This is a genomic window from Pedobacter sp. B4-66, assembly GCF_018492665.1.
GTDB lineage: Bacteria > Bacteroidota > Bacteroidia > Sphingobacteriales > Sphingobacteriaceae > Pedobacter.
Genome location: NZ_JAFVME010000006.1, coordinates 584,758 through 597,089, shown reverse-complemented (window position 1 = coordinate 597,089; position 12,332 = coordinate 584,758). Strand labels below are relative to the sequence as shown.

At 40.2% G+C, this 12,332-nt stretch carries 8 protein-coding genes; 1 reads left to right on the top strand and 7 read right to left on the bottom strand.

What is annotated here, in order from left to right; translation table 11 throughout:
• Positions 1 to 44 precede the first annotated feature (44 nt).
• Positions 45 to 4,157 carry an ATP-binding protein gene (locus tag J1905_RS14175; RefSeq protein ID WP_214227928.1) on the bottom strand — a complete coding sequence of 1,371 codons (4,113 nt, stop codon included), beginning with the start codon at positions 4,155 to 4,157 and terminating at the stop codon, positions 45 to 47.
• Between the two features lie 206 nt (positions 4,158 to 4,363).
• Between J1905_RS14175 and J1905_RS14170 the strand changes: the two genes are divergently transcribed.
• Complete coding sequence (locus tag J1905_RS14170) at positions 4,364 to 5,233, top strand: alpha/beta fold hydrolase (RefSeq protein ID WP_214227927.1); 870 nt, start codon at positions 4,364 to 4,366, stop codon at positions 5,231 to 5,233.
• Position 5,234: 1 nt separating this feature from the next.
• On the opposite strand, the gene J1905_RS14165 is transcribed toward J1905_RS14170, so the two are convergent.
• The 6 genes from J1905_RS14165 to J1905_RS14140 all read right to left on the bottom strand — a co-directional run bounded on the left by J1905_RS14165 (position 5,235) and on the right by J1905_RS14140 (position 12,159).
• Positions 5,235 to 6,365, bottom strand: a complete 1,131-nt coding sequence (locus tag J1905_RS14165; protein WP_214227926.1) for a sensor protein KdpD — start codon at positions 6,363 to 6,365, stop codon at positions 5,235 to 5,237.
• A gap of 185 nt (positions 6,366 to 6,550) precedes the next feature.
• Positions 6,551 to 7,621: a porin gene (locus tag J1905_RS14160; protein ID WP_214227925.1), complete on the bottom strand. Its 1,071-nt coding sequence runs from the start codon at positions 7,619 to 7,621 to the stop codon at positions 6,551 to 6,553.
• Between the two features lie 118 nt (positions 7,622 to 7,739).
• A complete protein-coding gene (locus J1905_RS14155) occupies positions 7,740 to 8,306 on the bottom strand; it encodes a K(+)-transporting ATPase subunit C (protein ID WP_214227924.1) in 567 nt (188 codons plus the stop codon).
• Positions 8,307 to 8,316: 10 nt separating this feature from the next.
• A complete protein-coding gene (gene kdpB, locus J1905_RS14150; RefSeq protein ID WP_214227923.1) occupies positions 8,317 to 10,347 on the bottom strand; it encodes a potassium-transporting ATPase subunit KdpB in 2,031 nt (676 codons plus the stop codon).
• 6 nt (positions 10,348 to 10,353) lie between these two features.
• Positions 10,354 to 12,072 carry a potassium-transporting ATPase subunit KdpA gene (kdpA, locus tag J1905_RS14145; protein WP_214227922.1) on the bottom strand — a complete coding sequence of 573 codons (1,719 nt, stop codon included), beginning with the start codon at positions 12,070 to 12,072 and terminating at the stop codon, positions 10,354 to 10,356.
• 9 nt (positions 12,073 to 12,081) lie between these two features.
• On the bottom strand, positions 12,082 to 12,159 hold the full coding sequence (locus tag J1905_RS14140) for a potassium-transporting ATPase subunit F (protein WP_082035969.1): 78 nt from the start codon (positions 12,157 to 12,159) through the stop codon (positions 12,082 to 12,084).
• Between the last annotated feature and the right edge of the window lie 173 nt (positions 12,160 to 12,332).

Sequence of the window (12,332 nt, the reverse complement as noted above, 5' to 3'; positions counted from 1 at the left end):
AGTGCAAAAAGGTTTATTTGCACTGCCCCTTTAAATTAATAACTCTAATGAGTTGATGCCCTCCATTTCTGTGGTGTCACCTTGTATTCCTGCTTAAATACCCTTGCAAAATAACCTGGGTCATCATAACCACAATCCATAGCAACTGAAGCAATGCTGTTGGTAGGATCCTGCAATAATTCCATCGCTTTTTTAAGTCGGATCATTCGGATAAACTTATTGGGAGAACATCCTGTCACTGCATCCAGTTTACGGTGGAGTTGCGAATGACTCATAAAAACAAGCTTGCTCAACTTTTCTACCGTAAAATTGATATCGGTCAGATTCTGCTCTACGGCTTCTCTAGTTCTTTTTACAAAACTGTCTTCTTTAGGCTCACCGATCACTTTATCAGGCATGATCAGATGTTCCATGAGCTTGTTTCGATGTATTCCGGCTTTCTTGAGATAATACTGCTGTAGGTTTCTACGTATCTCCAGTAACTTTTTTATCCTTGCCAATAATTCTTTTTGATTGAATGGCTTTTCCAGATAGGCATCAGCGCCATGCTGAATACCTTCAATTTTACTACTGATATCAGCTTTTGCCGTTAACATAATAATAGGGATATGGCTGGTATTTTCATTTTGGCGTAGTCTTGTCGTCAGTTCAAAACCATCCATAAAGGGCATCATAACGTCAGTTATAATTAGATCAGGAATCATCTCTGTAGCGATATCAAAACCCTCACGACCGTTTGTGCCTACCAGCAGCCGGTATTCAGAAATACAGGAAGCTGTATATGCCACAACATCAGCATTATCTTCAACTAACAATATCAAAGGCACATTTGTATCACTTTCTTCATTAGCTGTTATAGATAAGACGGAATTGTTCGGTATAATGGGTGCTGAACTTCGTTGCTCTTTAAAGTCTTTCCGCATATTTTCCGCAAGCGGAGCCGCTTTCATTAACGGAAGGGATACGGTAAATTCAGTGCCCTTTAGTGCTCCGGTAGGAGGGCTTTTCACGCTAATATCTCCCTCCATCAACATTACCAGTTCTTTGGTTAGCGCAAGCCCGATGCCTGTGCCTTCTGTATTACGGGTATGGCTATTATCAGTCTGATAAAAACGATCAAAAACAAACTGTATCTGATCTTCAGAGATACCTATTCCTGTATCTTTTATTTTTATGATCAGTGTAGGGCTGTCAATATTGATGGATTCCCTACTTACACTGATATAAATATTCCCTTTTTCGGGGGTGAATTTAATGGCGTTAGAGAGCAGGTTGGAAACGATCTGTCTTAATTTCTCCTCGTCATATTCTACGTAAAGCACCTCAATATCTGTTAAAAAATGTAATTGTTTTTGTTGGCTCTCAGCCAAAGAATGAAAAGATTCGACTATATAACGCAGAAAATGAATGACATCTCCATTGGATAATTGTAAATTCATTTTACCAGTTTCCAGCTTAGAAAGATCTAACATCTGGTTCACAAGATCCAGGAGGCTTTGGCCATTACGGATGATCATGTCCATACGGGTTTGAAACAATTCTGTTGGCTTTTCTATTACCTGTTGAGCCATTCCCAGGATCACTGTAAGTGGCGTGCGGAATTCGTGGGTAATGTTAGTATATAATTGAGTTTTAATAGAATCCAGCTCTTTCATTCTTCTGGCTTCCAATTGCTCATAGTTTAACTGAGATTGGAGTTTGGCCTTATTCACATTGAACTTAAGGTACGCTCTAACCGAGAATGAAATAACCAAAGCATAGATAAGATATGCCCACCAACTTAGCCACCATGGGGGTAATACCCGTATTTTTAATTCAGCAATATGATCGCTCCAAATCCCCTGACTATTACTTCCCTGAACCTTAAAAAGGTAATTTCCGGCAGGTAGATGGAGGTAAGTTGCGGTCCGTCGAACACCGCTCTCTACCCATTCTTTATCTATTCCCACTAATTGATAGCGGTATTTGTTTTGCTGGGGTGCAGTAAAATCAAGCGCAGAGAACTCAAGAGTAACAACGTCCTGCAGGTAAGTCAATGTAATGGCAGGCGTTTTCTCAATGGTTTCTGTTAATATCCCTGTTTTATCGCCAGGTGCGAGCGTTTTATTCCCAATCTGAATAGCTGTTATAAAGACATTGGGCGAAAAATTGCCTTCAAGTACTTTTTTGGGGTTAAAAATATTAACACCGTTTACCCCTCCAAATACAAAATCGCCATTGGTTAACTTAGCCAACGCATTGGTGTTAAATTCGTCAGACTGTAAGCCATCGCTGGTGCTAAACACCCTAAAAACCGGTTGTTCATCTTTTTTTTCAGCCAACAAACAAAATAACCCTTTGTTGGTACTGCCCCAGATATTACCAGCGTTATCTGCCAGTACGCGATACACTACATCATTGGGCAATCCTTCTTTGGTGGTATAGTGAACAAAATTACCGGTTGATTTTTGCATCCGATTTAATCCACCACCTTTTGTGCTAACCCACAGATAATCGGGATCAACAGGGTCATCCATAAACCACGATACATAATTATAGCTTAATGAATTGCCATTCCCCGGTATATTTTTAAACCATTTTACCTTAGGCTCGGTAGCATCAGCGGCAAATTGGAGTCGGGCAAAACCATGTTCGGTAGCTAACCAGAAAATGCCCTTCCCGTCTTCGTAAAAAGCATTTGTTTGGGTAAGTGCCGCAGTGCCGGTATATTGTTTAATATTTATGGCAAATTTTGATGTTTTGCCTGTCTTTGGATCAACTCTTGCCAGCGTACCATTAGCTCCGCAAAGCCATATGTGATGCTTACTGTCTTCCATTAGAGGTTGAAGCTGCTCGGTAGATGTTGTATTTACTTGTTCAGCGTAACTAGCCACTAATTTCTTATCAGCATTGTATCTGAATAGCTTACCGACGCCCTTCCAATATAACCAATAGTCGCCATTTTTGGTCTTCAGTACGTTTGTATATGCATCGCTTATGAAGGGTTTAACTGGATTAATGTACTCCTTTCCTGCAGAGTTTATTAATTTCGTATCCCTCCATCCCTGCACATAAATCATATCGTTATCCCAAGTTGTTAGCCGCTGTACGCTCAGGTTTGGCAGGATGGGATTAAAACGATTATTCCGGATGCGAAATTTGTAAATGCCATGCCCCATTGTTCCTACCCATAGTACACCCGACCGATCTAATAACAGGCACTTAATATTTTGATCTTTAACGTTCGTTTTTAAATTGCGGGCATACACATCCTTCATGCTATCGCCAGCTTTTATTCCGCTGAAATCATAATGATTACATCCAGATGCTCCCCTTTTGATGGGAAAGTGGTTGCCAATAATTAATTCCTCTTTGCTGCCTTTACCAATCATGTTAGGATTTAATTGCCCCAAGGAATCAATTAATTCTTCACGAATAGGTGGTATGGTAAAGGGATCTAACCCTTGACTGAATTTTGCTGAAATAAATTTGCCTGTTTTTTCGATAAGACTGGTAAAACGCTCTCCATCATATAGAAGTGCTAAGCTGAGTGTGGAAGGATTAAAAATATAAATGCTATAATCCGTAAAACCCACCCAAATAAAGCCCTTGTCATCTTTCCCTATCGAAAAAACTGTTCGATTTTCAGGCACCTTCAATGTGGTTATCGCTAATTTAGCGGCATCTGATAGTGAAATAACACTAAGACTACCTCCATCTGGGTAAAGCAATATTCTGCCGTCGGGCAGTTCAGCCATGGCAGATCCGATACGATTGCTGGAAAGCCCTGAAGGATTGTCCGGTTTTTGAGTAATTCGCAAAAAGCGGCCAGTCTTTTTATTGTAGACATTCACTCCGCCATCATAAGTACTTACCCATAGTCTTCCATATCGATCTTCGAGCAAATTGCTGATGGAATTGCTGCTGATGGAACTGTTGTCCTGAAGATCGGTAGTGAATGTCTTAAAAGTGTAGCCGTCGTACCTGTTGAGACCACCCTTGGTGGCTATCCAGATAAAGCCCTCCCGGTCTTGCAGCATATCATTAATCAGACCTTGAGAGAGACCTTGAGTAGTAGAAATGAGTTCATGTCCGGAACTTGTTTGTGCAGAAACACTGCGTGCGAAAACAAAACCCAGAAGGATCAAGAAGATTGAATGATATTGATGTTTAGACATTTGTATATAAAGATAATCTCCTTTATCTTTTTTATAACACGATCAGGTATACAATTTTTCCTTCTTAGCAAAGAATGATGAATTTGTCCGGATAACGCACAGTTTGTCCGGTAAAAAAGCTCAAAAAATACCATTAAACGCTGAAAAACTCCTCGCAAAATGCGCGTTTATAGCGGAACTTTGATGTGTCAGACAACAGAACAATCATGAAAGTTGCCATACTTTTCTTTCTAACCATAAACTGTTTTTGGACTTGTAATCAAGCTTCAAACTTTGCTGATTCAATCGTAGCAAATACAAAAGATACGACGTGGCAAGCCAATACCTCTGGGATAAAAATGATATTGGTAGATGGCAAGTACAATATATGGACAAAAAAGGTCGGTGATGGTAAAATTAAAGTACTGTTATTACAGGGAGAGCCAGAATTCAGTCCTAGCTATTACGAGTGTTTTGAAGACTTCCTGTCAAAAGAAGGAATTGAATTCTATTATTATGACCAATTGGGGACTGGCAATTCAGACATTCCTACTGATACTACCCTTTGGAATTGTCCACGTTTTGTTGAGGAAGTAGAACAAGTAAGAAAGGGACTAGGACTCGATGACTTTTATTTATTAGGACATTCTCGTGGAGGCACCTTGGCTATGGAATATTTACAAAAGTACCAACAGCATGTAAAAGCAGCTATATTTTCTAATATGGGAACGGGGATGAAAAACTATTCCGCCCATTCAGAACCACCTAAGAAAAGGTTTTTTACGATCCAGGATATAAAGACTTATGATTCACTTGATAGAGTTAAACGAAACGATTCAATACAGATAAATAAATTGCACACCTGGGAAAGGCTGAGCAATATAAAAATCCCAACGCTCGTTATCGGTGGAATCTACGAAGAAGTAAATTCGGAAGAAATTAAGAAGGAAGGAAAACTTATTCCAAATAGCCGAACTTATTTGTGTCCTCTTGAAAATCAATTCAGCAGGCATGAAGACCAACAAAATTACTTTACTAATCTGATTGCATTTTTAAAGGAAGTTCAAGATAATAAGTTTGTTGCTGATAAAAAGTAACTCATGATAAGATAACCAAGTCAGTTTCGGTAGCGGAAATACTCTTGAGTAGCTGGTTAAAAATTGCTGTCCTCATAATGATCTGGAACAGATTTAGGTGTGGCTTTCCAATACAGATGGTTGTAATTTCCTTTTCTTCTGCTATTCTTATAATGGTTTGGGTAACCTCGTCACTTTTAACTTTAATCACTTCGGCGCCCAGTTCTGTGGCCATTTTAAAATTATTGATGAGGTGCCGCTGCAGATCAAGTTTAATGCGATCCCCACTTTCATGGTTGTTTTGCACATACAGCACAATCCAGGGAGAACGGTAGTAGGAGGCTAGTCTGGCTGTTTTTCTAATTACCGTTTTCGCTGTGGCATTATTGGTGGAAATGCAGGCCAGAAAGCGTTCCGGACGAAGTTTGATTTGTTTCGGTATTTCAATACTGATTTTTCTTTCCAGATGATGGGCTACTTCCTTTAAAGCCAATTCCCTTAGTTGCAGAATACGTTCAGGTTGAAAGAAATTACCCAGCGCCCTTTCAATTTTTGTCTTGTCATATATTTTTCCGGCTTTTAACCGGTCAATCAATTCATCTGCGGTAAGGTCGATGTTTACAATTTCATCTGCGGTTTCCAGAATCTTATCAGGAATTCGCTCTGTGATTGGAATACCTGTGATGGTTTCAATGTCCTGGTTCATACTTTCCAGGTGTTGGATATTTACTGCTGAGATCACGCTGATCCCTGCTTCCAGAATATCTGAAACATCCTGCCAGCGTTTACCGTTTTTACTGCCTTCTACGTTGGTGTGTGCCAGTTCATCTACAATGACTACTTCGGGATGGGTGTTGATGATGGCATGTACATCCATCTCTTCGAGTTCTTTTCCTTTATAAAAAATTTTTCTTCTTGGAATGAGTGGAATACCTTCCAGTAGTGCATGCGTTTCCTCACGGTTATGGGTTTCAATATAACCGATCTGTATGTCAATACCATTTTTGAGTAAGGCATGTGCTTCCTGCAGCATCCTGTAGGTTTTTCCGACACCTGCACTCATACCAATGTATACTTTAAACTTTCCTCTCCTGGATTTTTTTACCAGGTCAAGAAATTTTCTTACTGAATCTGTTTTATTGTCTTCTTCCATAATTTATTAAATTTACCATTTAATAATGATGTAATTGTTACTTGTTAAATACCAGAGGCCTACGATAATTAGGCCGATACCAAAACACAAAATCAGTTTTTTCATAACTTATATTTGATTTCAACAATTACGGAACTCAACTGGTTTTAGTGGAGTCCCGTAATCGAAATTGGTAAGGTCTAAGTTTAAAACGCGACGGCGATGCTTGCTGTAATTGCTGCATTGTTGTCCACAGCATTTAAATTACGTGTAAATATTTTGTCTTTACTGTCGTACATTTTGCCTTCTAATCTTATTACCGCATTAGTAATTGGTGCATAATCAAGGTTCAGGGAATACCCAATTGTTTTAAAGCCATTAGGAGTTCCTGTAGCGATAAAAACACCATCTTTATCCTGATAATACTCAGCTCTTCCGGCGATTGCCCATTTGCTGTTGATCTTGTATTGTGCGATGGCAACAGGCGAAAGGACTTCATTTTTGTCGCTGCTTCCTTTGGCTTTCTGTTGTGTTCCGTAATCAAAGCCAAGGGTTAATCCAAACTGATCGGTTACCTGGAATATCCCGTAAACATTATGATAGAATCTCGTTACGCGAACAGAATCTGCACCCTCGGTGCCTAGATAATTGCTGTAGTTAACCGTAATTTTATCGGTTGGTTTCCAGGTTAGTTGTACACCCCCAGCCGGCTGGCTGTTTCCATTCTGGCGGGTAATTCTCTGCCATCCGTTTAAATAAAACGCAGTAGCTGTAAACTTTCCGTCATTACTGCCGTAAGTAATTTTTGCACCTGATTCATAATAAGGGGTGTTTTCTGAGGAGATGTTTCTGGTTAGTACCCAGCAATCCTTAGAAATGGCACTTTCAAAACCAATATGGGAGGAGAATACCCCGGCATCTAGCCATAAATTTGCTGTTTTGGATAGCTTTACTCCGGCATTGGCTTCATAGATATTTTTTAATACTCCAGGTTCGGCAGCTAAATTGGCATTGGCATAGGTTCCAGCCATTACGGCTACATTTGCCCTAATGCTTCCATTGTCATAATTGCCTTTAATGAAACCGAGGTTTAAGTTTATTTCGTTATGTCGGTTGTGAGAATAGATAAAACCGGGTCTGTTGTTATCTGTAGGTTTATTCAAATCGTAACCGAAATAAGTTTCCAGGTAACCACTTACTTTGATCTTAGGTTCTTCCTGTCCGTAAGCGATTGATCCTGTAGTTAATGCTGCGGCTAATGCTAAAAGTTTTTTCATTTTATAGTTTTGTTTTTTAATTAAAATTTAGGACATAACTTCCCCTGCTGCTGTCTGATCCAGGGTTTGGCAAACGCATTCAGGATCAGGCAACAGTTTCGGAAAGAGAGTCGTGGAATTATTTTTTTAGTTCATCCAGGGCAAGGTTCAACTTAAGCACATTTACAGATGAAGGGCCAAACAAGCCCATTAATGGTCCTTGGGTGTTTTTTACTACCAGTTCGGTAACGGACTTTTCATCTATTTTGCGATAGGCCGCAATTCTTTTGATCTGGATAATGGCGCCTTGTTCAGATATATTTGGATCTAAACCACTACCTGAAGCAGTGACCATATCTGCCGGAATATCGGATCTTTTTAAAGATGGGTTGTATTTTAGTAAGGTATCGATCCTGTTGGAAACCTCTTTTAGGTAGTCAGGATTAGAAGGCCCTTTGTTGGAACCTGCAGATCCTGCTGCGTTGTAACCTACAGCTGATGGTCTTCCCCAGAAATATTCTGGTTTAGTAAAGGATTGACCAATTGCGGCATAACCAATAACTTTACCATTTTTGGTAATCTTCTCACCTCCGCCTTTTCCTTTTGAAAATCCACCGGCAAAAGCTACAATTAGGGGGTAAATAACGCACAGTAATACCATAAGTACTAGTGTTAAGCGTAAGGATTGTATGATGTATTTTTTCATGATATTTTTTTTAAACAAATAAGCCTACTACAATGTCAATTAGCTTGATGCCAATAAATGGAGCGATAACACCACCCAAACCATAAATCAGCAAGTTTCTGCGTAACAATGCACTGGCACCTATTGGTTTGTATTCTACACCTTTTAAGGCCAAAGGGATCAGGATTGGGATAATGATCGCATTGAAAATTACAGCTGATAAAATCGCACTCTCAGGACTGTGTAGTCCCATGATGTTCAAACTCTGCAATGCAGGAATTGAAGCGATAAACAGAGCTGGCACAATTGCAAAATATTTGGCCACATCATTTGCAATTGAGAAGGTGGTCAGTGTTCCGCGAGTGATCAGCAATTGCTTGCCAATTTCTACGATCTCGATCAGTTTGGTTGGGTCGTTGTCCAGATCCACCATGTTACCGGCTTCTTTAGCTGCCTGTGTACCACTGTTCATGGCTACACCAACATCTGCTTGTGCAAGGGCAGGGGCATCATTGGTACCATCACCCATCATCGCAACGAGTTTACCTAAAGCTTGCTCTTCTTTGATGTAATTCATTTTATCCTCAGGTTTGGCCTCAGCAATAAAATCATCTACACCTGCTTTCTCTGCAATGAATTTTGCAGTAAGCGGGTTGTCACCGGTAACCATTACAGTTTTTACACCCATTTTGCGCAGGCGCTCAAAACGCTCGCTGATGCCCGGTTTAATAATGTCCTGTAATTCAATTACACCCAGGGCTTTTTCATTTTCAGCAACAACCAGTGGCGTTCCTCCATTACTTGCTATAATTTTTACCTGCTCTTCAATGTCCATTGGGAAAGGATTACCAGCCGTTAAAACAATATTGCGGATAGAATCAAATGCTCCTTTACGAATTCTTTTTCCATCTGGCGTATCCAAACCACTTGATCTGGTTTCGGCAGTGAATTTGATGAATTTAGATCCTTCAGGTGCAGTCAATAATTTATGATCTTGCGATACTGCAAGTTCAATAATAGATTTACCCTCAGGAGTTTCATCTGCAAGAGAACTTAACATGCAGGCGTTAACAAATTGATTGTTATCCAGCCCCGAGGTAGGATAAAAATTGGTTGCTTTACGGTTACCAATAGTAATGGTGCCCGTTTTATCTAACAATAAAACGTCAATATCGCCTGCTGTTTCAACTGCTTTACCTGATTTGGTAATCACATTGGCACGCAATGCCCTGTCCATACCGGCAATACCAATTGCAGATAACAGCCCACCAATGGTAGTTGGAATCAAACATACAAACAGCGAAATTAAGGCTGCAATAGTGATCGGGGTATTGGCATAATCTGCAAATGGTTTCAGGGTAACGCAAACAATGATGAATACCAGCGTAAAACTGGCAAGCAATATGGTAAGGGCAATCTCATTGGGTGTTTTTTGACGTGAGGCACCTTCTACCAATGCAATCATTTTATCCAGAAAGCTTTCGCCTGGCTGGGTATTTACCTGCACTTTAATGTGATCAGACAATACCTTTGTTCCACCTGTAACAGAGGATTTGTCACCTCCCGACTCCCGGATTACCGGCGCAGATTCTCCGGTGATTGCCGATTCATCAATGGTTGCAATACCTTCAATGATCTCACCATCTGTAGGGATGGTGTCACCTGCTTCACAAGTGAATATATCTCCTTTTTTTAACTGGTTGGAAGAACGGATCTCGATCTTTCCATTAGCCAGAACAACCTTAGCTGGGGTTTCCTCACGTGTTTTTCTTAAACTGTCTGCTTGCGCTTTTCCTCTTGCTTCTGCAATGGCTTCAGCAAAGTTGGCAAAGAGCACAGTAAGCAGTAGTATTAAGAAGATAAAAAAGTTATATAATGGTGAACCCTGGCCTTCATTGCTCATGGAATATATAGTTACGTAAGCCATAATCACGGTACCGACTTCAACGGTAAACATGACTGGGTTGCGTACCATTACCCTTGGATCAAGTTTGATGAAAGACTGTTTCAGCGCGGTTTGCACTAAGGCAGGTTCAAATAATTTATTAGATGAGTGTTTCATTATAATCTATTTAAGCATGGTAAAGTATTCTGCCAATGGGCCTAAAGCCAGAGCAGGGAAGTAAGAAAGTGCATTCAGTACAACGATCACTGCAAAAGTCATCAGACTGAAAGTCAAAGTATCTGTTTTTAAGGTACCAGCAGATTCTGGGATGTATTTTTTAGCACCAAGTAAACCTGCAATGGCAATCGGTCCAATAATCGGTAAGAAACGACCAAGGAACAACACAAAACCTGTGGCTACGTTCCAGAAAACGTTATTGTCGCCAAGACCTTCAAAACCAGAACCGTTATTGGCATTGGATGAGGTCATTTCATATAGCATCTCTGAGAAACCGTGGAAACCTGGGTTGTTTAACCAGTTTTTAGGTTGTACTGCCCATGCAGCTTCGCCATGATTGGTAAACACATAACTGGCTATTGCTGTTCCTGTTAAAATTAAGAAGGGGCTAAGTAGGGTGATTAATGCAGCTATCTTTACTTCTCTTGCTTCTACTTTATGACCAAGGAATTCAGGTGTTCTACCAACCATTAACCCGGAAATGAATACAGCAATGATCAGGTAGATAAAATAATTCAGCACTCCTACACCACAACCTCCATAAAAGGAGTTGATCATCATACCCAGTAATTGCCATGCACCTGTTAGTGGCATGGTACTGTCGTGCATACTATTTACTGAACCTGTTGAGATGATTGTAGTTACTGTACTCCAATAAGCAGATATGGCTGGTCCAAAGCGTACCTCTTTGCCCTCCATGGCTCCTGTAGCCTGTGAAATGCCCATTTTTGCAATGGCCGGGCTCCCTCCAAGTTCTGAACTTACTGTTGGGATTAACAATAGGAGCATTCCAATGGTCATAACTCCGAAGATCATCCAGCCCAGCCTTTTGCGTCTGATGAAAATACCAAAGGCGATGACCATGGCAATAGGGATGATTACCTGTGCAATCAATTCAACCATATTGGTAATGTAATTCGGATTTTCAAGCGGGTGAGTAGAGTTGGCACCAAACCATCCACCACCATTAGTACCTAAGTGTTTGATGGCAATAAAGGCTGCTGCCGGACCTCTTGATACATTTACCGTATCACCTTGAACTGAAATGAATTGATCTTTCCCCTCATAGCTGGTTGGTGAACCGTTAAAAGCAAGAATGATTGCCATTACCAATGATAAAGGAAGTAATAACCGTGTAATAGATCTTACAAAAAACTCCCAGAAGTTACCCAGTTTCGTACTTGTTTTATCACGGAATGCTTTAAAGAGTACCACAGCTGCAGCAATACCTGTCGCGCAGCTTACAAACTGAAGGAACATCAGTACAAAATGTTGAGTCAGGTAGGTTACGCCGGTTTCACCTGAGTAGTGCTGCAGGTTACAGTTTACTACGAAACTGATGATGGTATTAAAGGAAAGGTCTGGGGTCATTCCAGGGTTTCCATCCGGATTCATTGGAAGCTTATCCTGGTACATCAGCACGAAGAATCCGTAAACCAACCATACCAGGTTGATGGTCAGCAACGCTTTCATGTGCTGCTTCCAGTTCATTTCTTCTTTTGGGTTAATACCCGAGAGTTTATAGATTCCGGATTCAATAGGTTTTAAAAAGTCTGTCCAGACTCTTTCTCCGGCAAATACCTTGGCCAGGTATTTGCCCAGCGGAATAGCGATCACCAATGTAAGCAGGTAGGTGGCTATTATTCCAAGTAATTCAGTGTTCATAATTTACAATTAAAATTTTTCGGGTTTAATCAGCACGTAAATCATGTAGATAAATACGGCGATAGCGATAATGAATAATGCGATCATAATTTTTAGATTTTTTCGAACCAGTCGATTGATTTGTAAACTACCCAGCAGAGGATCAGCAGGGCTAAAAAAAGCAGGATTGTAAGCATGATATTTTATTTTATGTTAGGCCTATGCCAATCCATATGCCATATTATTAAATATAATCATAATGGTCTTATTATCAGTTGTTT

Coding starts and splice junctions, on each gene's coding strand:
- kdpA (WP_214227922.1), bottom strand. CDS start 12,072: ATGAACACTGAATTACTTGGAATAATAGCCACCTACCTGCTTACATTG.
- J1905_RS14155 (WP_214227924.1), bottom strand. CDS start 8,306: ATGAAAAAATACATCATACAATCCTTACGCTTAACACTAGTACTTATG.
- J1905_RS14160 (WP_214227925.1), bottom strand. CDS start 7,621: ATGAAAAAACTTTTAGCATTAGCCGCAGCATTAACTACAGGATCAATC.
- kdpB (WP_214227923.1), bottom strand. CDS start 10,347: ATGAAACACTCATCTAATAAATTATTTGAACCTGCCTTAGTGCAAACC.
- J1905_RS14170 (WP_214227927.1), top strand. CDS start 4,364: ATGAAAGTTGCCATACTTTTCTTTCTAACCATAAACTGTTTTTGGACT.
- J1905_RS14165 (WP_214227926.1), bottom strand. CDS start 6,365: ATGGAAGAAGACAATAAAACAGATTCAGTAAGAAAATTTCTTGACCTG.
- J1905_RS14140 (WP_082035969.1), bottom strand. CDS start 12,159: ATGATCGCATTATTCATTATCGCTATCGCCGTATTTATCTACATGATT.
- J1905_RS14175 (WP_214227928.1), bottom strand. CDS start 4,157: ATGTCTAAACATCAATATCATTCAATCTTCTTGATCCTTCTGGGTTTT.